Annotated in this window: 25 protein-coding genes and 4 pseudogenes; 11 read left to right on the top strand and 18 right to left on the bottom strand. The window is 68.6% G+C overall.

Going from position 1 to position 23,591, the window contains the following annotated elements; genetic code table 11:
- Positions 1-280: 280 nt before the first annotated feature.
- Positions 281-994, bottom strand: coding sequence for an N-acyl homoserine lactonase family protein (locus ABZ454_RS33920; RefSeq protein ID WP_359543405.1), 714 nt, complete (start codon positions 992-994; stop codon positions 281-283).
- A 227-nt stretch (positions 995-1,221) separates the two neighbouring features.
- Between ABZ454_RS33920 and ABZ454_RS33915 the strand changes: the two genes are divergently transcribed.
- Together ABZ454_RS33915 and ABZ454_RS33910 are read left to right on the top strand one after the other, a co-directional pair.
- Positions 1,222-1,644, top strand: coding sequence for a hypothetical protein (locus ABZ454_RS33915; protein ID WP_359543404.1), 423 nt, complete (start codon positions 1,222-1,224; stop codon positions 1,642-1,644).
- Complete coding sequence (locus tag ABZ454_RS33910; RefSeq protein ID WP_359543449.1) at positions 1,645-2,010, top strand: transposase; 366 nt, start codon at positions 1,645-1,647, stop codon at positions 2,008-2,010. It begins immediately after the preceding gene.
- Between the two features lie 8 nt (positions 2,011-2,018).
- Here the strand turns inward: ABZ454_RS33910 and ABZ454_RS33905 are convergent, their stop codons facing one another.
- The 3 genes from ABZ454_RS33905 to ABZ454_RS33895 form a co-directional block, all read right to left on the bottom strand.
- Positions 2,019-2,516, bottom strand: coding sequence for a hypothetical protein (locus tag ABZ454_RS33905; protein WP_359543403.1), 498 nt, complete (start codon positions 2,514-2,516; stop codon positions 2,019-2,021).
- A gap of 365 nt (positions 2,517-2,881) precedes the next feature.
- Positions 2,882-3,673 carry a maleylpyruvate isomerase family mycothiol-dependent enzyme gene (locus ABZ454_RS33900; RefSeq protein WP_359543402.1) on the bottom strand — a complete coding sequence of 264 codons (792 nt, stop codon included), beginning with the start codon at positions 3,671-3,673 and terminating at the stop codon, positions 2,882-2,884.
- 159 nt (positions 3,674-3,832) lie between these two features.
- Entirely contained in the window at positions 3,833-4,705 is an 873-nt protein-coding gene (locus tag ABZ454_RS33895; RefSeq protein ID WP_359543448.1) for an aldo/keto reductase family oxidoreductase, read from the bottom strand.
- Between the two features lie 105 nt (positions 4,706-4,810).
- Here ABZ454_RS33895 and ABZ454_RS33890 point away from each other — a divergent pair, with 105 nt between their 5' ends.
- The 4 genes from ABZ454_RS33890 (at position 4,811) to ABZ454_RS33875 (ending at position 8,307) form a co-directional block, all read left to right on the top strand.
- On the top strand, positions 4,811-5,674 hold the full coding sequence (locus tag ABZ454_RS33890; protein WP_359543401.1) for a LysR family transcriptional regulator: 864 nt from the start codon (positions 4,811-4,813) through the stop codon (positions 5,672-5,674).
- Positions 5,675-6,064: 390 nt separating this feature from the next.
- The gene (locus ABZ454_RS33885) at positions 6,065-6,649 is read left to right on the top strand and encodes a transposase (protein WP_359543447.1); all 585 of its coding nucleotides are present in this window, start codon (positions 6,065-6,067) and stop codon (positions 6,647-6,649) included.
- A 112-nt stretch (positions 6,650-6,761) separates the two neighbouring features.
- A complete protein-coding gene (locus tag ABZ454_RS33880) occupies positions 6,762-7,373 on the top strand; it encodes a S1 RNA-binding domain-containing protein (protein WP_359543400.1) in 612 nt (203 codons plus the stop codon).
- A gap of 2 nt (positions 7,374-7,375) precedes the next feature.
- Positions 7,376-8,307, top strand: a protein-coding gene (locus ABZ454_RS33875) for an IS5 family transposase (RefSeq protein WP_359543446.1) whose coding sequence is annotated in 2 segments (ribosomal slippage) — positions 7,376-7,711 and positions 7,714-8,307 — 930 coding nt in all. Because the reading frame shifts where the segments join, the coding sequence is not laid out codon by codon here.
- Positions 8,308-8,322: 15 nt separating this feature from the next.
- Here ABZ454_RS33875 and ABZ454_RS33870 read toward each other — a convergent pair.
- The 6 genes and pseudogenes from ABZ454_RS33870 to ABZ454_RS33845 all read right to left on the bottom strand — a co-directional run bounded on the left by ABZ454_RS33870 (position 8,323) and on the right by ABZ454_RS33845 (position 11,001).
- A complete protein-coding gene (locus ABZ454_RS33870) occupies positions 8,323-8,706 on the bottom strand; it encodes a hypothetical protein (protein ID WP_359543456.1) in 384 nt (127 codons plus the stop codon).
- Positions 8,637-9,338 carry a transposase family protein gene (locus ABZ454_RS33865; protein WP_359543399.1) on the bottom strand — a complete coding sequence of 234 codons (702 nt, stop codon included), beginning with the start codon at positions 9,336-9,338 and terminating at the stop codon, positions 8,637-8,639. The genes ABZ454_RS33870 and ABZ454_RS33865 overlap by 70 nt, the downstream gene beginning before the upstream one ends.
- Positions 9,335-9,556: a helix-turn-helix transcriptional regulator gene (locus ABZ454_RS33860; protein WP_359543445.1), complete on the bottom strand. Its 222-nt coding sequence runs from the start codon at positions 9,554-9,556 to the stop codon at positions 9,335-9,337. The genes ABZ454_RS33865 and ABZ454_RS33860 overlap by 4 nt, the downstream gene beginning before the upstream one ends.
- Positions 9,556-10,047 (bottom strand): DUF2975 domain-containing protein, encoded by a 492-nt coding sequence (locus ABZ454_RS33855; RefSeq protein ID WP_359543398.1) that lies wholly within the window; start codon positions 10,045-10,047, stop codon positions 9,556-9,558. The genes ABZ454_RS33860 and ABZ454_RS33855 overlap by 1 nt, the downstream gene beginning before the upstream one ends.
- 214 nt (positions 10,048-10,261) lie before the next feature.
- Positions 10,262-10,372, bottom strand: a pseudogene (locus ABZ454_RS33850) (IS5/IS1182 family transposase); the annotation flags it as partial.
- A gap of 476 nt (positions 10,373-10,848) precedes the next feature.
- Positions 10,849-11,001, bottom strand: a complete 153-nt coding sequence (locus tag ABZ454_RS33845) for a hypothetical protein (protein ID WP_359543397.1) — start codon at positions 10,999-11,001, stop codon at positions 10,849-10,851.
- Between the two features lie 382 nt (positions 11,002-11,383).
- Between ABZ454_RS33845 and ABZ454_RS33840 the strand changes: the two genes are divergently transcribed.
- The 4 genes from ABZ454_RS33840 (at position 11,384) to ABZ454_RS33825 (ending at position 14,924) form a co-directional block, all read left to right on the top strand.
- Positions 11,384-11,734: an STAS domain-containing protein gene (locus ABZ454_RS33840; protein WP_359543396.1), complete on the top strand. Its 351-nt coding sequence runs from the start codon at positions 11,384-11,386 to the stop codon at positions 11,732-11,734.
- A complete protein-coding gene (locus ABZ454_RS33835) occupies positions 11,734-12,666 on the top strand; it encodes an anti-sigma factor RsbA family regulatory protein (protein WP_359543395.1) in 933 nt (310 codons plus the stop codon). The genes ABZ454_RS33840 and ABZ454_RS33835 overlap by 1 nt, the downstream gene beginning before the upstream one ends.
- A gap of 1,264 nt (positions 12,667-13,930) precedes the next feature.
- The gene (locus tag ABZ454_RS33830) at positions 13,931-14,263 is read left to right on the top strand and encodes a hypothetical protein (protein WP_359543394.1); all 333 of its coding nucleotides are present in this window, start codon (positions 13,931-13,933) and stop codon (positions 14,261-14,263) included.
- Entirely contained in the window at positions 14,256-14,924 is a 669-nt protein-coding gene (locus tag ABZ454_RS33825) for a hypothetical protein (protein WP_359543393.1), read from the top strand. Before ABZ454_RS33830 ends, ABZ454_RS33825 begins: the two co-directional genes overlap by 8 nt.
- Before the next feature lie 224 nt (positions 14,925-15,148).
- Here the strand turns inward: ABZ454_RS33825 and ABZ454_RS33820 are convergent, their stop codons facing one another.
- From ABZ454_RS33820 to ABZ454_RS33800, 5 genes and pseudogenes are all read right to left on the bottom strand, one after another.
- The gene (locus ABZ454_RS33820; RefSeq protein WP_359543455.1) at positions 15,149-15,559 is read right to left on the bottom strand and encodes a hypothetical protein; all 411 of its coding nucleotides are present in this window, start codon (positions 15,557-15,559) and stop codon (positions 15,149-15,151) included.
- Between the two features lie 179 nt (positions 15,560-15,738).
- Positions 15,739-16,152: pseudogene (locus tag ABZ454_RS33815) on the bottom strand (site-specific integrase); the annotation flags it as partial.
- Positions 16,153-16,948: 796 nt separating this feature from the next.
- Positions 16,949-18,304 (bottom strand): MFS transporter, encoded by a 1,356-nt coding sequence (locus tag ABZ454_RS33810; RefSeq protein WP_359543392.1) that lies wholly within the window; start codon positions 18,302-18,304, stop codon positions 16,949-16,951.
- Positions 18,301-19,146 (bottom strand): SDR family NAD(P)-dependent oxidoreductase, encoded by an 846-nt coding sequence (locus ABZ454_RS33805; RefSeq protein ID WP_359543391.1) that lies wholly within the window; start codon positions 19,144-19,146, stop codon positions 18,301-18,303. The genes ABZ454_RS33810 and ABZ454_RS33805 overlap by 4 nt, the downstream gene beginning before the upstream one ends.
- Positions 19,143-20,492 (bottom strand): NAD(P)-binding domain-containing protein, encoded by a 1,350-nt coding sequence (locus tag ABZ454_RS33800; RefSeq protein WP_359543390.1) that lies wholly within the window; start codon positions 20,490-20,492, stop codon positions 19,143-19,145. The genes ABZ454_RS33805 and ABZ454_RS33800 overlap by 4 nt, the downstream gene beginning before the upstream one ends.
- Positions 20,493-20,624: 132 nt before the next feature.
- Here ABZ454_RS33800 and ABZ454_RS33795 point away from each other — a divergent pair, with 132 nt between their 5' ends.
- Positions 20,625-21,275 carry a TetR/AcrR family transcriptional regulator gene (locus ABZ454_RS33795; RefSeq protein WP_359543389.1) on the top strand — a complete coding sequence of 217 codons (651 nt, stop codon included), beginning with the start codon at positions 20,625-20,627 and terminating at the stop codon, positions 21,273-21,275.
- Positions 21,276-21,603: 328 nt separating this feature from the next.
- On the opposite strand, the pseudogene ABZ454_RS33790 reads toward ABZ454_RS33795, so the two are convergent.
- The 3 genes and pseudogenes from ABZ454_RS33790 to ABZ454_RS33780 form a co-directional block, all read right to left on the bottom strand.
- Positions 21,604-22,056, bottom strand: a pseudogene (locus ABZ454_RS33790) (transcriptional regulator); the annotation flags it as partial.
- 17 nt (positions 22,057-22,073) lie between these two features.
- A pseudogene (locus tag ABZ454_RS33785) lies at positions 22,074-22,211 on the bottom strand (transposase); the annotation flags it as partial.
- Positions 22,212-22,449: 238 nt separating this feature from the next.
- Positions 22,450-23,493, bottom strand: coding sequence for an Lrp/AsnC family transcriptional regulator (locus ABZ454_RS33780; protein WP_359543388.1), 1,044 nt, complete (start codon positions 23,491-23,493; stop codon positions 22,450-22,452).
- Positions 23,494-23,591 lie beyond the last annotated feature (98 nt).

Below are 23,591 nucleotides of genomic sequence, written 5' to 3'. Positions count from 1 at the left end.
AAGGCCACGTAGCCGCCGGAGAACATCGCGCCGCGGAAGTCCACGGTGCCGCCGCAAGGCGGCCACCGCCGCCTGATCTCACCGTCACCACCAGCGGGCGGGCGCCACAACACGGCACCCGCCCTTTCGCGTTCCTGTCAGGGGAAGCGGCCGGGCGGGCGTCGTGAATCACACGCTACCGCCACCAACCCCGGCCAACAGACACGATCCGGCTCCGCTCCAGGACAGCCAGGAAACGTCACCCGATCGAGGGTTGTCCTATGTGACAGGAAGTCGGGCTTCAGCCACCTTCAGTCTGTTGTGGTTCCCAGACCGAGCAGTCATGGGCGAAGAGCACACGTCGAGGGTCGAAGTCGGCGAGTCGATCCAGCCAGTGCTGATAGAGAGGAAGCGGCTGTTCCACGCCGTGAAGCGTCGCGTGGCGGGCCAATTGCTCAGACGCGAAGTGGGAAGCGAAGTCGTATGCCTGGCCGGCGAGTACTACTGTCCCATCGCTTTGCCGGAGGACCAGCGACTGGTGCCCTTGAGTGTGACCGGGTGTCGGAATGATCCAAATTCCGGGCCAGAGCTCGGTCTCGCCGGCGACCTCCTCGTAGGTTGCACCGGGGAAGTCGACCAGCTCGTCGACTGTGTAGTTGCCCCGGCGTGCGGTGGCCAGTTCGACGTCCTGCACCAGGATGGGCTTGCCTCCCAAGAGAGGGTTCCCGCCGATGTGGTCGAAGTGCAGGTGGCAGTTCACGATCATGGAGACGTCATCAAGGGCGACTCCGGACGCGGCGAGGGCGTCCTGCAGCGCACGGCGGCGGGGTCGATAGTGCGCTTCGGTTTCGGGGTCTGCGTCGCCGATGCCGGTGTCGAAGAGGAGCAGCCCGTTGTCGTGTTGCACCAGGTAGGCAAGGACGGGTTCGACTCGTGGTTGCGGGCCGCCCACTTCTGAGGCAGGCCGGATGAAGTACCCGAGATCGAGTCGACGCACAGCCATGTTCTTCCGCATGCCGTCATCCTTGCGGGCCACCATCTGAAGTCCAGCCGGTCTGCTGACAGCGGAACCATCATGGGCCCCGCTGAGACCCGGCAAGGGCGGGGCCAGATAAATCCGTTCCTTCCGCGACGCGTCAGAGCCCTTCACCCGCATGGGTCCAAAGTGGGGCCAGCACAACTCGTTCAAGTGGGGCCAAAAGTGCCCGGCGAAAAGATCCAGGTCGCCGACCGGTTCCACGTGTGGCGGAACCTCGGCGAACGGCCGAGCGGGGTGTCTCCCGCCACCGCTCGTGCCTCCGCGCGTCCATCGCCAAGCACGCCGTCGTCCACGCGCTGCTGGCTGCCGGCCACAGCCGACGGTCGGTCCAGCGCGAGATCGGCATGACCTACCGCACCGTCCAACGGCTGGCCGACGCCGCGAGGCCGGGAGACCTGTTCCTGGGGCAGTGGCAGAACCGCCAGACCAAGCTCGACGACTTCAAGCCGTATCTGCACGAGCGATGGGCCCAGGGCTGCACGAACGCGTGGACCCTCTGGGAAGAGATCAAATCGCAGGGCTATACCGGCGGCTACGGCGCCGTCCGCGCCTACCTCCAACCGTTTCGCACATCCCCGACCGCACCTGCAGCCCGTCCTCCCTCCCCGCGCACGGTCACCGGCTAGATCCTGACTCACCCCGACACCCTGCCGGAGCGCGAACGGCTGAAGCTCAAATCCGTCCTCGCCGGCTGCCCTGAACTGGATGCCTTCACCAGGCACGTCCGCGCGTTCGGGAACATGCTCACTCAGCTCCAGGGCGACCAGCTCCCCCAATGGATCAAGGCGGTTCGCGCTGACGACCTGCCCAGCCTCCACACCTTCGCCAACGGCCTCGAACGCGATCTCGCCGCAGTCACGGCAGGTCTCACCCTGCCGTGGAGCTCCGGCACCGTCGAAGGCCACGTCAACCGGATCAAAATGATCAAGCGCCAGACGTACGGCCGGGCTGGCTTCGGTCTCCTGATGAAACGAGTCCTGCTGGCATCCTGACGGGACAGTCACGAGCTCTGCTGGAGTCGCTCCGCAGCCTGAGCAGGGGTGTCGTAGTAGCCAGGCCGTGCCAGCAGGACCGAGCTGAAGTAGTAGCCCTGTTCCTCTTCCGGCTCATCGTCGGCTGCGAACGGACGCCAGAAGCTCAGCAGCAAGTTCGGGGCGATGAATGAAGCATCGTCGTCAGGATCTTCCTCGATCGAGGTGAGCTCACCGACGCGCCGGATAACCTCGCGGGCCGGAAGCGCGAACACGTCCACACCCCGGAACAACGCTCGATCCGTCTGGGACGAGGGCCTTCCCAGCTCGATAGCTTCGAGCATGTCGCGCATGCAGTGGATGCTGATCATCAGCCCGCTGGGACGGAACACGTGTTGTCCCGGCCGGTCGGACTCCGAGATCGCAGAAGGATCGCGGAGCGCGTCCAACGCGGTGTTGGCCGCGAGTCGAGTCATACCGATCCGCAACGGGCCAACGCCGTTTGGTGGGGCGAGGTCGAAGTCCATGCGGGCATCATCCCGAACAGGTCTGTCAGCGCGTGACGAAGGGCCATCCAATAGCGGCGGGTTACAGAACGTGAGGACTCCACAGAAGTTGGACCAGAACCCGAGAACGGGAGTCGTTTGTCGATGAGCGCGGGAGGCACCCCGGCGGCGGCCAAGTCGATGTTCACTAATTTGGGAGGCACCCGCCACTGAGGCGATGGGTACATGTACAGGGGTGCCCAGACTCCAGTGGCCGAGCATCGTCGAACGCGCTGCCGAGACCGTCACCAGCTACGACCAGGTCGGCGGCTGCACGCTTCGCCAGGCGTTCTCCCTATGGTTTGAGACGGTCTCAGCGAACGGGTGACCGCGTCGTCGACCACGCCTTACGCGTTCGGGTCCCAGGCGAAGAGCCGCTCGAAGATGACCCGGTCGCCGTCGATCTTCACCGAGTCCAGCGGTGTGCGTCCGTAGAACCACAGGACCAGCTCACCGGCCGTGCCCTGGGCGGAGGCGTCGGCCGGAGCCTGGGCCGCGCCCTCGCCGGGAGGCGGGAGGCGGACAGCGCGGGCGCCGTCCGCCTCGACTGTGAAGCGCCAGGAGCGGCCCTCGGTGGCGTGGTAGTCGACGACGGCCGGCTCGTGCGGCCAGACGCCCGACCACGCGCAGCAGGTGTACAGGAAGTCCTCGACGCCGTCCAGCGCCACCTCCGGCGGCAGCGGCTGCGCGGCGCCCACGGTGAGCTGGGCGTCATAGGTGTGCATCGCGATCTCCTGAAGCTGGTGCCGGGCGACGGCACCGCTGGTCCGCGGCGACTGCGAGGCGCCCCACCACGTCCAGCACTCGGCGTCCGGGCCAACCTCCCGCAGGGTGTCCAGCAGCTCCTGCGTCGACTCGGCCAGCCAGGCCACCAACGCCCCTCGCTCCCGGGGCGCTTGCGCCCCGGCGCGCGCCGCCACGGCCTGGGCCGGCGGGGCGTCGGCCGGACCGGCCTCGACGACGGCGGCCCAGAACGGGCGGCCCGAGCCCAGGTGCCGCGCCAGGTCGAACAGCGTCCACTCGGGACAGGTCGGCACCTGCACGTCCAGGCTGGGCGCGGCGGCGATCGCGGCCCGGAAGGCCGTCGCCCGCTCGTCGATCAGTCGCAGCAGGTCAGGGAGTTCAAGATTCTTCTGCACTACGGCTGTCTATCAGCGCACTCCGGCGGCCGAAAGTGAATTTCCCAGCCGCCGCCTGCCGCCGCCGTCCAAACTATCCGCCCGAACCGCCGCCGGGCATGAGGCCCGCGTCACACAGCCGCTGCCCCTTCGTCTTGCTGGGGGCCGGGCTGCATCCTGCTATTGGCCGATCTTGTCCAACTCGGCGAGTTCCTCGTCGGAGAGCGAGAGCCCCGCGCCGGCGACGTTCTCGCGCAGGTGCGCCACCGACGAGGTGCCGGGAATGAGCAGGATGTTCGGTGACCGCCGCAGCAGCCAGGCCAGGGCGACCGACATCGGCGTCGCATCCAGCCGGGTGGCCACGGCGGACAGCGCCGTGGCCTGCAGCGGGGTGAAGCCGCCGAGCGGGAAGAAGGGGACGTAGGCGATGCCCTGGTCGGCGAGTTCGTCGATCAGCTCGTCGTCCTGACGGTAGGCGAGGTTGTACATGTTCTGCACGCACGCGATCGGCGCGATCGCCTGCGCCTCGGCGACCTGTTCCGCCGTGGCGTTACTCACTCCGAGGTGCCGGATCAGGCCCTGCTGCTGGAGTTCGACGAGGGTCTCGAAGGGCGCGGCGAGCGAGCCGGGCTGGGGGCCCTGAGCGTCGCCGAGCCGGAGATTGACCACATCGAGCGAATCGAGGCCGAGGTCCTCAAGGTTCTCGTGGACGGCGCGGCGCAAGTCCTCGGGCTGCCGGGCAGGAGGCCAGCCGCCCTGCTGATCGCGGACCGCGCCGACCTTGGTCACGATGTGCAGCGATTCGGAATAGGGGTGCAGCGCTTCACGGATCAGCTGGTTGGTGACACGTGGTCCGTATGCACCGGCGGTGTCGATGTGGCTGATCCCGAGGCCGGCGGCCTCGCGCAGGACGGCGAGCGCGCCGTCGCGGTCGGCAGGCGGGCCCATGACCCCGGGGCCGGCGAGCTGCATGGCGCCGTACCCGAAGCGGGTGACGGCCAGATCGCCCAGGGTCCAGGTGCCACCGGGCAGTGACGCGGAGGGTGCGTTCATGATTTCGCTCATGCCGTCGATGCTCGCTCGCGGACAAGCGGCGCATCCAATACCGATACAGTGCCCTGTCATACCCGGTAGGTATCACCGATGTACGCTGTGGCCATGGACACCTTGGAGACCCGCGAGCTGAGGTACTTCATGGCCGTCGCCGAGGAACTTCACTTCGGTCGCGCCGCCGAGCGCCTCGGCATGGCCCAGCCACCGCTGTCCCGGGCGATCCAGCAGCTCGAGCGGCGCCTCGGCGTCTGTCTGCTGAAACGCAACCGCCGCGGCGTCTGTCTGACCGGCGCCGGAGAGATGCTGCTGCACGAGGGCCGCGCAGCCCTCGACGCGACCACCGCTGCCGCTCGCCGCACCCGTCGTGCCGGTGGCGCCGAGAGTCCGGGCGGCCCCCGCAACCGCCTGGTGCTGGCGGTGAAGGCCGGCGCGTCTCACGAGCTGTTGCACAAGCTCCTCGACGCCTACGCGGCCGAGCCCGACGCCGCCGAGATCGAGGTGCTACCGAGCGGCACGTGTGAGCAGGAAGGGATGCTGCGCGATGGCCGCGCTGATGTGGCGCTCATGCACGCGCCGTTCAACTCCCTCGTCGGGTTCGACAGCGAGGAACTGATGACCGAAGGGCAGATCGCTATCCTGCCCGCCGGGCACCCCCTCGCCGCGCACACGTCCCTGTCCCTGGCCGACGTCAGCGACATCCCCGATCTGCCGCTCGCCCGCTGGTCCCGCCACGGCACGTACCCGCCCGGCCCGGGCCCCGAGATCCACGATCAGACGCAGCTGGCCCAGCTGATCGCCCTCGGACGCACCGTGGCCGTCTTCCCCGACTCCGCCCGCGCCTGGCTATGGGCCGAGCACACCGCCGTCCCCCTGACCGACGCACCCCCCGTCGTCACCCACATCGCCTGGCCCGCGCACAGCCGCTCCCTCGCCCTCGCCGGGCTGATCCGCACGGCCACACGGCTATGACCCGCCCTCGCCTTCCACCGCCGCAACGCACCACCTGACCGCCGACCCCCACACCCCGCCGCCGCCCACGAGCACCGCCGCGACTCCGTACTGCCGACCTTCGCGCCAGCAGAGGGCGTGCAGGGCCGACCACGGGACGGGTGGGTCCGCGAAGCCGTCACGGCCCCGGCGGGCGAGACGGCTTCCCGCACTCCTTCTGGGTCGCTGACCAGCATGTACGCCTTGTCAAGTTGGTCACGACTACGACGAGCCGATGATGCCGTACGGCATTGCCGCATCACTCGTCGTCAGCGGCGTCCTTGTCGCGCAGCGGGCGCAGGCCACCCGGCAGCTCGGGGAGCTGGAACGAATACCGGCCGAGCATGTTGATGTGGTGCCGTACGAACGGGGATAGGCGGGCGACGTCCTCGTCGCGGACATCGAAGCCGTCGGTACCCGGCCGCCGAGCTGGTTGCGCTCTACCGGGAACGCTGGGAGATCGAGCTGGCCTTCGACGAGATCAAGAACCACCTCGGCCCCGCCGGGCCGATCAGGCCGCGCACACCGGAGGGTGTCCGGCAGGAACTGTGGGCCTACCTCGCCGTCCACCATGCGATCCGCCAGTTCGCGCACACAGCCGCGCTCGCCCGGCCGACGGTGGACGCCGACCCTGTCTCCTACCTGAAGTGCGTCCGCATCGTCCGCCGCAGCATCCCGTCCCAGCCGGGAGCGACCGCCCCCAAGCTCACCCGCTCCTACGCCGAGGCCAGGCAGAAAGCACGCAGCCGCCTCCTCCCGGACCGTCGCAGCCGGGACTGCCCACGTGCGATCAAGAAACCGAACCGATGGCCGGTGCTGAGGACCCGCGCAAGGCGCAACACGGTGCAGCCCGGTCGCTGGGCCCACAACCCGACGGCGAAGCCGAAGAGCACCCGTCGGGCAGGACGACCGGCAAAACAGAATGCGTCTGCTCTGCCACCGCCCGCTGGTCACTAGGACTTGTCCGGGCGATCAAGGTGCTGGCGGCTTGGGCATAGCGGGCTTGCGGACGGTCGCATCGGCCTGAGGATATGGCTGGCACACGACGCCGTGTGCCATGGTTACGGGTATGGATTGGCAGTCTGGGAGCCCGGAACTCTGGGCGTTTCTCGAGTCCCTGCACCGTGGCGACATCTTGTCCGGCACCGTCGTGGCGATCGAACGGTTCGGGGTCTTCGTGGCCCTGGACGATGGGCCTGACCATCCCACCCTGCCCGGTGTCGGGTTCCTCGGCCTCCCCGAACTGTCCTGGCGGCGCTTCGACGATCCCCGCGATGTTGTTCAGGTAGGGCAGCGTGTCTCGTGCGAATTCATGGGGTCCGACACCCACAACGCTGAGGCCAGACTGTCTTTGAAGGTACTGGAGCCCGACCCCCTCCAGGCTTTCGCCGACCGCACAGTGGTGGGACAGGAAATCCGCGGGACGGTCGAGAAGGTGGCTCCCATCGGCATCTTCGTCGACCTCGGGGATGGAATCGTCGGGCTAGTCCCCTCCAGAGAGATCGACGGCCGCCCTGCGGCGAGTCCGGCAGAAGACTTCGAGGTCGGAGAGCAGATCGCCGTCGTCATCGCGGAAATCGAGCTGCCAACCCGCCGGGTATTCCTCTCCAGGCCAGAGAGTAGCCAGTTCGCAGGTGTCGTCCGCCAACGTGACGGCCGCCCTGCCCAAATCGTTGAGTGAGCATGGGGCGGGGCGATTTAACGGATGCCGAGTGGGCATGGCTGCGGCCGATCCTGCCGGTCAGCAACGGGCGTTGTGGCAGATGGCGGGATCGCCGGCAGGTGATCAACGGGATTTTGCACCGGGTGCGGACCGGAGTGCAGTGGCGTGATCTGCCCGAGAGCTTCGGACCGTGGAAGACCCTCTATGAACGCCACCGTCTGTGGTCGGCTGACGGGACTTGGGAGCGTCTGCTCCAGCAGGTCCAGGCCGAGTCCGACGCGGTCGGGGAGATCGACTGGGCCATCTCTGTCGACTCCACCGTCGTGCGTGCGCATCAGCATGCGGCCGGCGCCCGCACCGCCCCGCCGCCGACCCCCGCTTCAAAGGGGGCCACAAAGGTAGAACACCAGCACGAGAAACCGTGGCAGAGCATTCACGGCCGCCTGGCGGAAGTAATGCTGGAAACGAGGGCTTGGGCCGCTCCCGGGGCGGTTTCACCAGCAAAATCCACCTGAGCGCGGATGGCCACTGCCGTCCGCTGTCCCTGGTCGTCACGCCAGGGCAGCGGGCGGACTGCACCCAGTTCAAATCGGTGTCGGAGAAGATCCGGGTCCCCCGTCTCGGGCAGGGCAGGCCCCGCACGAAGCCGGACAGCCTCGCTGCGGACAAGGCCTACAGCAATGGCCCCATCCGCGACTACTTGCGGCGCCGCGGCGTCCGGCACGCGATCCCGGAGAAGACTGACAGCCAGGCCGCCCGCCTACGCAAAGGCTCAGGAGGCGGGCGGCCGCCCGCGTTCAACGAAGAGCGGTACAAGAAACGCGACACCGTCGAGCGGGCCATCAACAAGCTCAAGCACGCCAGAGCCATCGCCACTCGATACGACAAGCGCGGCTACGCCTTCCTCGGCACCGTCACCGTAGCCGCCCTCGTCATCTGGCTCCGCACGTGATCGCCCGGACAAGTCCTAGTCGGGTAGTGCCAGCGCTTCGTCCCAGACATTGCCGCCGTCTGCCCAAGTCCACAGCCACTGGCGCAGCGATGGCGCCGCGTAACGCAGGCCGTCATGAGGGTCTTGGCCCCACTCCGGTTCCCAGCCGTCGGCATCCCAGAGCAGGACCGGGTGATCAACCGCTATCAACGAGACGTACCACTTCATGGTGCAGCCACCGCCCGTCAAGAAGAACCACGACGCCGGCGACCCCCACTCCGTCCGCTTGTCGTAGATGACCGTCGCGCAAGGCCAGTCGCCCATATGCCAATGTGGAACACGGCGCGGTGTCAGCGACGCGAGGCCCCCTTCCGGCCCGAACCCACCGTCGCCGACCTCGGTGTAGATGCGGCGGAGCACTTCAGGTAGGCCTGGGTGTGCATGGCGTCGCTGGTCACGACCACGCCCTCAGGTCGGCGAGGGTTTCCAGCAGAGGCTGGAAGCTGGGGATCTCGTTGGTCTTCTCGCCAACGTCGAGTTGGGCCAGGACCAGGCCGGAGAGGTGGTCGCGGGCGGCGAGCAGAGCCCGTGGCCCTGGCCGCTCCGCGCAGGGCCTTGCCGTCGACCGCCACTGCGTGCAGCTGGCCGTCGGCCCCAGCGCGCCGGTCGGCCAGCCAGCGGCCCACCGCCCGGTCCAACGCGTCGCCGTCGATGCGGCCCAGCAGCCGACGCACCGTCGCCTCCGCCGGCAGGCACCGCTTCGGGGACAGCGGATCGGGCCGTACGCCGAGGCGCTCCAGGGCGGATGGCGGGGCGTCGGTGATCCACTCACCCACCGCCAGCAGGGAGGTCGCTCCGGCCAGAACCGCACACGCGGTCAGCGCAAGGATGACGACCGGAGCGTGGCGTACGCCGCGCCGATCGCGAGGGTCGGGCGCCTCGGCCAGACGCTCCAGCAGGCCTGGGATCTCCCCGGGAACGGCCCCTGGGCCCTCGCGGAGTTGGTCAAAGGCAAGCGGGATCGGTGATGACGTGCGAAAGGCACGATTCATTCGCCGGCGGTGTCCTCGGCCTCCCAGCGCAGCAGGTCGCCTGGCTGGCACCTCAGCACCTCGCAGAGCGCGGCGAGCGTCGCAAAGCGCACCGCCTTGGCACGGCCGTTCTTGAGTACCGCCAGGTTGGCGGGCGTGATCCCTACGCGGTCCGCGAGCTCGCCCACGGACATCTTCCGCCTGGCCAGCATCACGTCGATGTCGACGGTGATCGGCATCAGATCACCTCGTCCAACTCGGCCTGCATCTGGGCCGCTTCGACGTCGCGCGTGACGGCTTGGGCGAGCAGCATCCGCAGTACGAACACGATGAGCGCGACTCCCAGGATGGCCACTCCGATCCCGCCCATGATGACGGTGACGCCCGGGTCGTCCCGCTGGCCCGGCGCATTGAGGACCGTGACCGCGAACCACAGCAGGGCAATCGCCACGATCGCGCCGATCACGGCGTCCACGTACCGGAAGGCGGCGTGGGAGAACACGGTTCCGCGGCGCACCATCGTCACCAGCCGCCATACGCAGATCCCGGCGACCTGGACCGACACCATGCCCAGGATCGTGATCACGCGGAACGAGGTCAGCGGGAGCGACCCGTCCTCCGGGTCGCTCCCGCTGACCAATGTCCACACCATCCCTGCCTGTACGAACACGGTGCCGGCGAGCACCACCACGAGCACAGCGCGCAGCGCACCCACTGTCAGCTTTCCCATGACTCACCCTTCCATCGACCAACGATGGGAATCTATCGAATTTCGATAGGTAAGGCAACGGTTGAGTCGGAGGGCGGGCGGCGGTTTCGCACCATGGCGGGACGCCGCCAGTCCCTCCCGCGGCAATGGCGTGCACGCGAAGATTCTTGATCTTGTCGAAGTCGGCCTCGCTTGGCCACAAATCGGACGCCATCCGACTTCGCCGAAGCCCTGTGTGCAGGGTGAGGACAACCTCGATGAGCCTCGTGGTGCGGGTGGTGGAACATCGCAGCTTGCGCACGAGTCGCCAGGTCTAGACGGTGGCCACAGCCTGTAGCGCTACCGACTCGGCAGCAGTTCCGCCACCCACACCATGCGCTGCCAGCCGCCTGCCAGCAGCCCGCCGAGCATCATCCCCACCACCGGCGCGAGTTCCAACGGGATCCCCTTGGGTGGACCGGCCGCCCGGCAGCCCAGCCATGCGGCAAGGGCTCCGCAGAACATGGCGACGACACCCCCACCATGTGCGTTTCTCGGAGCCTCCGGCGGGTGAGTGTCACCGTCCCCCAGGCCCGCCTCGGGCAGCAGCCGGCCCGCACCTGCCTGGGCTGACGAACGAGGCGCTCGACGTTGCCGTAGCCCCGCCCAGAGCCTGGCGTACGGGGAGGTGCCTGACTATCCAGCCGTGATTCCGAGGGCCAGGGAGACGAGCAGTGCGGCCAGGATCACCACGTAGAGGACTTGCCGCTTGAACTCATTCACCGACCTCACCCCCGCGTGGAGACCGAGCGCCCATCGACGGCCTTCTCAGGGCGTCGGGGCTCACGAGAGGAGGTCTGCAAGGCTTCCCGCTGCAAGCAGCACGGCGATGAAAAGGAGGAAGCCGAAACAGCTGGGCTGGGCCAGTACGCACAGACATCCCTGGTGGTCGGTCACCAGGACAGCGGTCCTGGTGTCAGCGTCGTGGTCGTGCATGTCTGTTGCGCCGTTCCTTGGCGTAGCCCGGCGAGCCGCGTGGGGCGGGTGTCATCGTGAGGCCCGCCTATGGCCAGTCGGCGAGGGCCGTGAGGGTGCGTTTCTTGGGCTCGCGGCCAAACCATGGCCGGGCTTGGCCCCGGTTCCCGGTCTATTGGCGGGTCTTTCGCCAGGACCGGGCGAGCCTCACCGCTGTCGGGCACGGGCCGGTGGACCTGCAGGCGGTACACGCCACGGTGTGCCCCAGCAGCGCCTTGTACTCGCGGTCGCCGGCCTTGGGGTGCTTCGGTCTGCCGCCTGGGTACACTGCCCCGTCGGTGGAGCTTTTCCTCTGCCTGTGCCGGGACGGTCGGCAGGCGGCTGGATGTGAAGGAGTCCGAGCGTGGATGCCCCACGTGCGGTGGGCGGGCCCGCCCCGGTGCCCGAGAGAGCCGCGTTGGAGGTGAACCCGTTGCCTGGTCGTTGCGGGATATGTGCCCGCGGTGAGATCAGCGCCCGCACTCGCCCGTCTTGGGAGCAGGCTCTGTCCGAGCTGGCCCGGCGGCACGCGGGCGTGTCGTACGTGGAGCTGTCGGATGTGGCGTTTGTCGACGTGGCCGGGGTAACCGCGCTGGCGGTCACCGCCATGAACCTGCCCGACGGGAGGGTTGTGGTCGAGAATCCCCCGCCGCAGCTGCCGCGGGTTTTGGAGATGTTCTGGCCGGGCCTGGACCGGATCGAGGTGGCTCTGTGATGAGCACGGGGACCACCCACAAGGCGTTCGTGCACCCTGCCCTCTTCTACCGCACCGAGCAGGAGTACACGCAGCAGACGGTGGCCTTCCTGCGCGAAGGCCTGACCGACGGCGAGCCGATGGCCGTGGCGGTGCCCGGCCCCAACCTGGAGCTGATCAAGACAGGTCTGGGCGGGGACGCCGAGGGCATCCTGTTCCTGGACATGACCGAGGCCGGCCGCAACCCGGGGCGGATCATCCCCAAGGTGCTGCGCGGATTCGCCGATGCCCACCCGAAGAGGCGTGTGCGGATCATCGGCGAGCCGATCTGGGCCGGGCGCAGCGCGGTGGAGTACCCGGCGTGCGCGCAGCACGAGGCGCTGATCAACGCCGCGTTCGAGGGCCGAGCGGTGACGATCCTGTGCCCCTACGACGAGGTGCGGCTGGACCCGCAGGTGATCGCTGACGCGAAGGTCACTCACCCGACCCTCATCAGCGGGCAGGGACGTGAGTCGGTCAGCGACGCCTACGACTGGCAGTCGGTCGTCGATCGGTACAACCAGGCGCTTGCGCCTGCACCGGACGCCGCGGCCTTCTCCTACGGCGGGGAGGGCCTTCCGGCGGTCCGCGTGTTCGCTGTCGCTCAGGCGACGCGGCTGGGCATGACCGGGGAGCGGCTGATGGATGTGGAGCTGGCGGTCGCGGAGCTGACGACCAACAGCGTGGTCCACGGCGGAGGCGACGGGACACTCGCCATCTGGGCCGAGCAGGAGCAGTTGGTCTGTGAGGTCCGCGATGCGGGCCGGCTGACTGATCCGCTGGTCGGCCGCCGCCCGCCGGAGCCCGGCCAGCTGGGCGGCCGAGGCCTGATGCTGGTCCACTACGTCGCCGACCTGGTGCGCATACACACCAGCGAGGACGGCACGACCGTGCGCTTCTACCTCAGCTTGTGACAGCGCGCGTGGGCGGCCCTCCGGGCCGGGTGGCCGCCCGCCCCGCTTCTGCTTTCACGCCGCAGCGATCTACGATTCCAGGCGGCGCCGGCGCCGGCCAGCGAGGAGCGGGGGAAGTCATGCCGCAAGCAGGACACGGGTCCACGTGGGGGTGACACCCCCAGCAGCAGGCAGTGCTCGGCGTGGCGGAAGCCGCCCGGCTGGGAACGCCAAAATTGGCTGACGCTCCAGCGCATAGAGGCCCCCTGCAAGCGCCGCGTGGTCGGACGTCCGCGCGCCACGGCGAGCGCGAGCGCCAGAAGCTGGACGGCACAGGCAGCGCAGAGGACCAGTGGCTCGCGCCCCTTCTTCCGTATGTGAAGCTCCTGTTCACCTCCGCTCGCGCGGAGAGCACAGGTCGAGGATGGAGCCGAGGGCGTGTCAGATCCGGCTCACCTCCGCTCGCCGCGGAGAGCACTGCATCGAGTACAGGGAGACCGGGCCCTCGGCCGGCTCACCTCCGCTCGCGCGGAGAGCACAAAACCGCCCAGATGTTCCCCGGCGTGCAGTACGGCTCACCTCCGCTCGAGCGGAGGTGAGCCGTGGGGGTTCAACGACGGCGATGAGCCTGAGTGGTGCTCTCCGCGCGAGCGGAGGTGAGCCGCCGGAGGCCGGTGGTTCGAGTCCATCGCTTGGGTGCTCTCCGCGCGAGCGGAGGTGAGCCGACGTACGAGGACGACGAGTTCGCGATTATGTGGAATCAGGTTTGTCAAGGTTCACTCCTGTTTGCCTTGGCAGACCTCCACGATGGGCAGCATGGCGACAGCCCGTGGGTGCTCCAGCCGTGGCACAGGTGGTAGTACTGCCAGGGCTCGCCAGTGGCCGCCGCCCCGGAAGCGACGACGGCGCAGTCCACGAGGACACCTCTGCGACAGCCGGAGGATCGAGGAAGACGGGCACGATGGCTCCGGGTTGTCGAGGGGGGACCAGGCCCGTATGTGGATGCCCGGCGGCCGGGCGGCGCAGGAATCGCGCGGGTCCAGGAGAATCGGGGCGCGCCGTTGCGCAGTTCGCGTACAACACCGATACCCGCGCCAAGGACCTTGTGGCCCAGCACTTGCTCGACGCCACGGTCGAGGTGCGGGAAGTCATCGGTACTCCGAGCCCGACAGCCACGCGTCCGCCGCACTGGTATCTCTGGTGTGACACCGGGGTAATCCGGTCGATTGGGCTCGATGGCCACCAACTCCTGTCCGTAGCAGGTGAGTTGGGGCATCATGCTGGCATGGCAACGTTTAACCAGGGCAACCAGACGGTGCACGGCGACCAGTACATGGGTGACACTGTCAACGTTACTCACGGAGACCGCAGCCCCATCGATGCCCGGACGGTCGCGAGGGAGTTCGACCGGGCGCTGGCCGCAGTTCAGGAACTAGAGATTTCCACCGCCACCCGCGAGCGGGTGACCGCCGAGCTGACCGCAGCACGCGGAGAGCTGGAGGCTGGAGAGACCGGCGCTGCACGGGGCCGCCTGGCTGGGCTCCTGACAATGGGGGGCACGGTCGCGGAGGTCGTGAACAACTTTGCTGGCGCCGTTGGGGTGTTCCTCGGTGGGTAACCCGTACGACCGTGACCGCGGACACGCCAGACGCGACCAAGATCGGGGGGCGTACTTCAACCAGCAGGGTCAGCAGGTCAACGGGCCCCAGTACAACGCCGACCAAATCAACATAGGCGAATCCATCTCTCCGGATGACATTGCCGAAGGTTTAAAGCGAGACCGTGAGCGCACGCTAAGAGAAGGGGAGAGCGCCGCCCAGATCCAGCGTGAACGTGCCGCCCAGATCCAGCGTGAACAGGACCAGCGTAAACAGGAAGAGCGCGACCTCAAGCTCTACGGTTACCGGCACTACACGCGGGACAGGAACAGGTGGTTGCAAAGTCTTCCCCCTCGGGAGAGGTGGAACGAGCGACGGCGCCAGAGTGCCCAAACCAAGCACGGAAAGATGCCGTGGCATCACCATCAGCGAATCCTACGCGCCGGAAAACTCCCCCCTGAGACGAGCCCTGCCGACCCTCGATACGTGCAGGCGAAGAGGGAAGTTGAGTGCAAGGGAGACAAGCGCGAGCTGAACTACGCTATTGCAAGCCTTGTGGTCATGCTCGCGCTAATTCTGATCGCCGTATTGGACAATGCCATCTGGTTGGCTGTCATCCTGGGGTCTCTGATGATCATTGGCCTTGTGTCGGGCTACCGTAAGCGCAGGGCTTCGCCGTAGTCGGGTGATGTCTGATTGATCACCTCATTCCGAGGGTGGTCAGGGCTTGGCGGGGGCGCAGGCGGCGTGTGGGCAGACGGTGGCGATGTTGGTGTGGCCGTCTTAGCGGAAGACGCTGAGGTTCCTTTCGGCAGCACATGGCCGCAGGGACTGGTAGGCGTCGGCGTAGTCGAGGTAGCAAGCGTGACCGACTTCAGTTGATGTGGGATCAGGTTTGCCAAGGTTCACTCCTGTTTGCCTTGGCGGACTTCCACAATGGGCAGCATGGTGACGGTGGCCGGGAGGCCAAGCTCCCGTGGTGTAGGGCCTGCCGGTGTGGGAATCTCGGTGAGCCGGGCAAGGAGCGCGTCGATAGCGCTTTGGCCGTCGTCGACCGCGGCGCGTTCGTCCTCGGTAAGCGGGATGGAGGCGAGCATGCGCTGCAAGTTCTCCTTGGCTTCGCGGAGTTGGGCCTTGCTGGAGCCCTTGGGGGTGTAGAAGTCGCAGCGGGCGCAGGCCATCCGGTGCTGGCACTGTTCGAAGAAGGAGTAGGTGCACCAGCCGTGGCCCAGGTCGTAGTACTGCCAGGGTTCGCCGGTGGCCGCCGCCCCGGAGGCGACGGCGTCGCGGTCGACGAGGACCTCGATGGTGCGCACATTCCGGGCGAAGTAGCCGGCGTCCGGGGTGGCTTGCGGTGGGCGTGGATGCGGATCGGGCTGTACTCGACCTCAGCGCCTCGCTGGGTGTGCGCCAGCATCGGCGTGTAGGAGCCTGTCGGCCGCCTGGCCAGCAGGTTTCCCAGCAGCGCGGGCACTCTCTCATCCCGCCGGGCGTGGAACCGGTAGAAGGACGCGAGCGCGGCCCGCTTGCGCTGCAGCGTGGTGTTCTCCAGCGCCTGGCCGACACCCGGCAGCACAAACACCTCCGGCGCGCGGGCCGGCTTCGGACGGCGCAGCCAGTCGAAGAACTGCGCGACCACCTCCAGCCGCAGATGCCGGAAGTCCAAGCCCATCTGCCCCAGCCAGACGAAGAAATCGCGCAAGTCGTAGGCGTAGCCCTGAACCGTGTTCGGCGATGCGCCCCTTGCCGTCAGGTACGCGAGGAAGTCCTCCACGTCATCGACGGGCAAGCCGTCGTCCCCCACCACGGTGTACGAGACCGGACCGCCCTCGGACAACCGCAGCCTCTGCACTGCGAACGACACACCACACCCCAGACCGACATGGACAGGCGAACAGAGCCCGTCCATGTGGCACCGAAAGGCGCCTTCATGGCCACGAGTTGGACATCAAAGACACCCGCAAGGCTGATGGACATAGTTGACGACACGGGCGAGCTGCTGCCCGATGGCACGATCATCGACCCGCATCGCCCCGTCGCTGCGACGGGAGCAGTTGCGTGAAAACGGTGGAGAGGAGTTACCTGGTCCCCTACATCACTGCTCGTGGCGGAGAGGAGGCCGACTCCTTCCTCTCCTTGCGCGCCACCTACGACGGGGCCGGCGTTCACCGCCTCGGCTACTGGGACGAGAGCACGGAGGACCGCGACGTGCGCGGTGTCCTGTGGTCCCGCGTCTCCCAGTCCATCGGTGACGACGGCCTGCCCACCGGTGATCCGCAGTGGAAACCGGTCCACCCTGCGCGCCAGCGCGAGACGATGCTCCGCCTCCGATGCCAGGTATGCGTCGACAGCGCCCGCACTCCCGACGGAATCCTGTTCCTGGAGAGCAAGAAGGACGGAGCGCCCGCGCTGGGCGCCACGGTCCGGACCGCGCAGCCCCCGGTCTGCCGACGCCACGCACGGATAGCCGCAAGTCGCTGCCCCTACCTGGCCGCACACGGATGCGTTGCACTGCTGGCGCAGAGCGCCCTGCTGTACGGAGTCATCGGGACACCTCACACGGACTCCGAGAACGGCATCCAGGTATGGCCGTCCACGCCCGGATGGTCGACCGCGGGTACGTGTCGCGCGAACCGGCGCGCCGCACACACCGGACGGGCCCACCGCCATCGTCCCCATCCCTGTTGTCAACTGTTCCCGCACGCTCAAGCCGCCCCTTCAAGCGCGCAACGCCGCTGCAGCCACAGCGCCACACTCATCAGCACCGCGGGCACGCAGGTGAATCCGACGAGCAGCGCGGTCAGCGCCGTACCGGACTGGTCGGCGGACGTGCCCGCCGTACTGGAGACGAATCCGCCCGCCGCCAGGACCGCCGCGTACGCATAGGGCCCGACGGCCGTCCCGGTCGCCTCGGTCGCGGTCCACACCCCCGTGTACGCCCCCGCCTTCGACGCCCCGGCCGCCGCGATCGCGTCGGGCAGCATCGAGAACGCGAACAACTGCAGCCCCGCGAACGCCACGCCCATCACTATCACCACAGCGGACGTGACCACGACACCCCGCGTCCCGCCCAGTGACACTCCCGGCAGCAGGGCCAGCGCTCCGGCCGCGAACACGCCCTGCGACAGCAGCAGTCCGCGCTGTTTGCCGTGCCGGCGCGACCAGGCCGTCCACACCGGGGCCGCGAACAGTGCCGGCCCGAGGAACAGCCCCATGAGTAGCGCGGTGAGCCCTTGCGCGTCGAAGACGTACTCGGTCACATAGGGAAGCGCCGCGAGGAAGAGATGCGTCGTCGTCCCCGTGAACAGGTATGACAGCACCAACATCCGGTAGCCGCGATCCCGCCATGCCAGGTGCAGATCGGCGAGCGAGGAGTGACCCGCCCGTATGCCGGGCGTCCGGAAACCGCAGGCGTCCGTGAGTCTGCGTACGCCGACCAGGGCGATGGCCGCAGAGCCGATCATGGCCACCCCGAGGACCGCCGCCATCAGGGTGTAGTCACCGCGCCCGCCCGCCGAGGACAGCGCCGGAGCGGCGACGCCCGCGCCGAGGAGACCCACGGTCAGCAGGACCATGCGGAACATGAAGACTCGGGTCCGCTCGTGGTACCCGATCGGAAGGTCGGAGGGGGTAGTCAGGTACGGCACCTGGAAGCCTGCGAACAGCAGATTGCCCACCACGAACCAGCATCCCACCCAGAGTGCGGCCGCCCCGCCGCTCAGCCCCGACGGCACGCTGAACATCGCCACCATCGTGGGCCCCAGCAGGAGTCCGGACCGCAGCATCCGGCGCCGGTGCCCGAACCGCCGCGCCTCCCGGTCCGACCGCGAGCCCAGCAGCGGATGGACGACGATGTCGACGACCTTGGGCAGCAGTAGCGTCAGACCGGCCGCGAACGCGGGGACGCCGAGGACGTCCGTCAGGAAGTAGAGCAGCAGCAGCCCCGGCACCGTGACCCAGACGCCCATGCCCACCGAGCCCGCCGCGTACGCCGACAGCGCGCCCCGGCCGGGCGACGCGCCGGCGACCGGGTCGGCTCCGGTGGCCTGGTCGGCCGTCATGTCCCGCTCCGGTGCCGCTCGACCACGCCGGCGGCCAACTCCGCCCCGTCGAAGACCCCCGACCGGGCGCGCGCGGCAAGCGTGCGGGCCACGACCCGGTCGGTGAGCGCGGGCAGGTGCCGCGCGAGGAAGAACTCCACCGCGCCCCGCCGGGTGGTGGCCACGTCCCGGCGCGGCCGTCGGGCCAGCGCCGTACGGACCAGCGCGTCCACCACGCCGTCCAGCGGCTCGTACACGCTCATGCCCTCCAGCGAGAGCCCCGCCGCCTTCGTCGAGTCATGGATGGGGCTGCGTACCGCCGACGGATACACACAGCTGACCGAGACGTGCGTGCCCAGTTCCAGGCGCAGCGCGTCGGCGTAGGCGACCATGGCCCGCTTCGACGCGCCGTACGCGGCGGCGAGCGGCAGCTGCATCACCGCCATCCTCGAGGTCACCATGACCACCCGTCCGCGCGCCGCGACCAGGGCGTCGACACAGGCGGCCGTGACCCGCCAGGTCCCGAGCAGATTCAGCTCCAGCTGCCGGCGCACCTCGGTCCCCGGCGCGAACTCGGCCGGAGCCGGTCCGCCGACGCCCGCGTTGTTCACCAGCACGTCCAGACCGCCGAGCACGTCGAGCGCCTCCTCGACGGCCGCAGCCGTACGCGCGTCGTCGGTGACGTCGCACGCGATGACGGGGAAGGGCTCGTCGCCTCCCGGACGCAGATCGAGACCGACCACCCGCGCTCCCGAACGCGTCAGCCGCTCGCCGAGGGTCCGGCCGATGGTGCCCGACGCACCGGTGATGAGGACCCGCCGCCCGCGGGCGTCGTGGCGGCGGCCGGTAGAGGAAGAGGTCATGACACATCTGCCTTCATGGTCGAGGAGTGGAGGGTGGCACCGCGGGCGGCCCGGCGGACACCGGCCCGGATCTCGCGGGGGAGCGCGGTCACGTACCGGTCGAAGTCGATCCGCATCATCGGCCGCCGCTCGCCCCAGCGCCCGACCGCGGCAGCGCGGGCGCGCTCGACCGCCGTGCGTTGCTCGGCGGTCGAGGGCAGGGCGTACCGGCCGGAGAGGTACGCGGCAACGAGCCTGCCCTGGACCTCGACGACGGGCAGGGCAGCGCCGGTGGACTGCATCAGGCCGACGAAGGACAGCGTCGGATCATCGAGATGGAAGACCCGCTGGTAGAGGGGCAGTTCCTCCGGATCGTCACCGGTCCAGGCGCGGTCCAGGAACGGCATCGTCACGTGGTAGCCGGTCGCCCACACGATCACGTCGACGTCCTCGGCCGAGCCGTCCGTGAAGACCACCCGACCCCCGTCCAGCCGCTCGATGGCGGGCCGGGCGACCACCTCGCCGTGGGTGAGACGGTGCAGGATCGTGTCGCTGACCGTCGGATGGTTCTGGAACAGCCCGCCCGCCGGACGCGGCAGCCCGTAACGCTCCGGCGTGCCGACCGCCAGGCGCAGCACGCTCTCCGCCACCTTCTGCCGGATCCGCCACGGCAGCATCGCCAGGGCCCCGCCGGTCGCGTCCGCGGGACGGCCGAAGAGGTACTTGGGCACGATGTGCGTCCCGTGCCGCGCCGACAGCAGCACCGGCCCCGAGGACACGTACGAGGCATCCACGGCGATGTCCATCGCGGAGTTGCCCATGCCCACGACGAGGACCCGCCGCCCGGCGAACATTTCCGCGCTCCGGTAGTCGTGGGCGTGCATCTGTACGCCGTCGAACGCGCCCGGATAGGCGGGTGCGGGCCACTTCGGCTCGCGGTTGTGCCCGTTCGCCACGACCACGGCGTCGTACATCTCCGCCGCCGGCTTCCCGCCGTACCGGGTCGTCATCTCCCACCCGGTGTCGCACCGACGCACGGCACCGGCCTCGGCACCGAACCGGACGCGCTCGGTGACCCCGAAGGCGTCCGCGTACGCCGCGAGGTAGCCCCCGATCAGCGCCGCCGACGGAAAGTCCGGCCACCGCGCGGGCATCGGGAAGTCCGCGAACTCGGTCCGTCCCTTGCTGGTGTTGAGATGCAGACTCCCGTATGCGGGCGTCGCCCCCTCGTCGTCCGGCGCCCACAGACCACCGAGTCGCTCGCCGCGCTCCAGGACCGTGACGTCCAGATCTTCGTCGAGCAGTGCCTTCGCCGTGGCCAGCCCGGCCGCCCCGGCACCGATCACCGCAACCCTCGTCGCACCCATGCCACGCCCTACCTTCCGTGAGGGCGCTCATTCAATCGAATGATGGAGAGGAGAGCAATCGTCTCTGACCTGTTCTTTTTCTCTCCGGCATCTGATTGAACCGGCTCATTTCCGTCGGGTAGCCTCAGAGCCATGAGCCAGCGAGCCGACGACGGATCCAGCCGGGAACGCATCTTGGAAGCGGCCACCCGGCTCTTCGCCGAGCGCGGGTACGACGCCACCAGCACCCGCGCCATTGCGGAGGCCGTCGGCCTCAACATCGCCACGGTCGCGTACCACGTCGGCGGCAAGCCCGATCTCTACCGCGCCGTGATGCGCCGTGCCCACCTTGCCCAGCGCGACGTCGCCACCGCCGCCCTCGACCAACTGCGCGCCTGCGGCTCCTCCGTCGACGAGACCCGCGCCGCGCTGCTCGGCTTCGTCGACACCTACCTCTCCTTCTGCCTCGGCCACCCCGAGATCCCCGCGCTGTGGATGCGGCGCTGGCTCTCGGAGGGACCCGAACTCGCCGAGATCGAGACGGAGTTCGCCGGCCCGCTCGTCGCCGAGGTGGCAGACGGTATCCGCACGGTCCTGGACCGCGCCGGAATGGGCGCCGGCGTCGACATCGAGATGCTCGTCTTCACCATCGTCTGGACCACCCACTCCTTCGGCCAGGCCGGAGTGATCGACCCCGCCGGCCGCCGCCGCGGCCCCCATGACCTGCCCGCCCTCGACCGGTTCCGCCACCATCTGCACACGGTGGCGACCGGAGTACTGGAGCACGGGGCCCGTGCGCACTGAGCTTGTTCTTTATCCACCGGCCTCGAACGGTATCCCGGACTGAGTCGCTGACCTGGAGATTCGCCGGACGCGGGAGCGGCCTTCGTCCGATCATGTGCTCCGACCCAGGTGCGCTGTCCGCGTGTGCGCAGGTTCTTCCTGCGCACCCCCGCAAGGAGGACCCTTCGTTCAGTCCGTCACGAAGGAATACTCGGTCGTCGCGGATCGACCCGCATGGCCCCGTTAGCCCCGGGTCTCTGGTAAGTCCGGCGGGCCCAGCCGGCGTGTTCTTGGACATGTAGTTGCGACGTTCTGTGGCCGCTGGGGAAACCTGCGCGCGTCTTCCGCCTCAGGGCGCCTGCCTGGCCAGCCTGTGCAGGGCCCGCACGGCAGGTGATCCGAGTCGGCCGTGATCAGGACGACTTCCTGATCATCCTCGGGTACGGGCAGGACGTCACAGTTCAGCCGCAGCGTGCCGGCTTCCGGGTGGTCGAGGATCTTGGTGCGGTGCCCGGGAGCGTGGACCGGACGTGTCTGCCAGATCTGCCGGAACTCCTCGCTGTCCGCGTGCAGTTCAGCCAGCAGGGCAGTCACCTGCGGGTCGTGCGGGTAGCGGTCGGCGGCCCGGCGCAGCCGCGCCACCACGATGTGCCCGAACTCCTCGGTGCTGGAGCTCTCGTACAACTGCCCCTGGCCCAAGAAGCGGCGTCGGGCCAGGTTCGTCGTCCCGCGCGCGAGGTCGCTGCCGAGCAGTGCCTGGGGCCAGGGCGTTCCAGGCGACGACGCCGTACGCCGCGTCAGTGGGGCCCTTGCCCGGCGGTACCAGCCACGCAGGGACTCCGAGCTGATGCCCAGCTCCCGGGCGACGGCGGTGACCGTCTTGCCCGAGGAGTCGACGAGCGCGATCGCGTCCCGCTTGAACTCCTCGGTGTACCGCTTCGTGTACTTGCTTCCCACCTGGCGCTACTTCCTCTGGAACCCCAGGTCCCAGCCTCCAGGTGTCCACGATCAAGGGGAAGCTTCACCGCCTGCCTGAACCTCGCCCAGGACCTGCCGCCAGCCCTCCATCACCGGCATGCACGTGATCACGGCGGAGCAGTGGCACCGACGGGCGGCACCCGACCGGGGCGCCTATCTGGCCGCCCGGCGCCAGGCGAAAAGCGCACGCGCCGAATGACGCTCCCCGCCAGTATGTTCAGGCTCGACGTTGTGCCTCGACGAGGCGATCGCCGTACAGGAGCGTGCCTGCCTGCTTGACGTGTCGCAGCACAGGTGAGACTTCCATGCTCTGCAGGCCGGTCAAGGACCCGATGCGGTCCGTGGTGAACTCGAACAGTTCGTCAAGGTCACGGCAGTGCGCGACGGCGTGGATGTTGTAGGTGCCGGACACGGCCGCAGCAAAGGCGATCTCGGGTTCCTGCGCAAGTGTGCGTCCGACGCTCTTAACGGCCGACGGATGTACGCGCAGCCACAGGTTCGCCCGCGTGTGATAACCCAGTGCGGCTGCGGCGATCTCGACGTCGAGGTGCACGACGCCACGCCCCAGCAGAGCGTGAAGGCGACGTGATACCCGACCTGGAGTGGAGTCCGCCGCCGCGGCGAGGTCGACGAGACTGGCGCGACCGTCTGCGGCGAGAGAGCCGAGGAGCTTCTCGTCCTCTGCGGTGAGGCGCACGGGATCGCGGGCGACGACCGGGGCTTCAGCGAAGGGCGGACCTTCACTGCCCAGCATGGCTTCCTGCTCCGGAGACAGGACGCCGTGCAGCGCGGCCCAGTAGTGTCCGCGGCCTCCCATGAACTGACGGAGCATCGCGAAGGCGTTGACGTCGAGTACGGCCGCGGTACGCGGAAGCCGCTTTCCGAGCAGGTCTTCGCGCTGCTCACGGGTCCGTGACTGAGTCGCGCAGGTGATTTCGCAGCCGGCCGCGCTCAAGGCGACCCAGTTGACATCGTCACGCTTGGCGAGTGCGTCGGCGATCGCCGAGACGCTGCCGGGGCGGCAGCGCAGTCGCACCAGCCACCTGCTCTGCCCCAGCGCGCCTGGATTCACCATGCCTGCGACGCGGATGACGCCGTCGGCGCACAAGCGCCGGTAGCAGCGCTTGACGGAGCCTTCCGTGAGGCCGAGCGCGTTCGCGATCGAGGCGAACGAAGCCCGCGGAGCGACCTGGAGAGCTCGAATGATTCGCACATCATCGGGCTGCACAACGCCGGATTCACACATTCGCATACCTACCATGAACTTGATCTTTAACCTGTGCGGCGTGGACGCGGGGTTGTTGACTTCTTCGTGCGTCGCTTCGTGGAGCCTGGTCGGCCAACTGCGTGCACGTCATA

Origin of the sequence: Streptomyces sp. NPDC005803 (genome assembly GCF_040630435.1) — a bacterium.
In the GTDB taxonomy this organism is placed as follows: domain Bacteria; phylum Actinomycetota; class Actinomycetes; order Streptomycetales; family Streptomycetaceae; genus Streptomyces.
The sequence above is the reverse complement of the archived record's forward strand: the minus strand, read 5'-3'. Positions and strand labels throughout refer to the sequence as shown.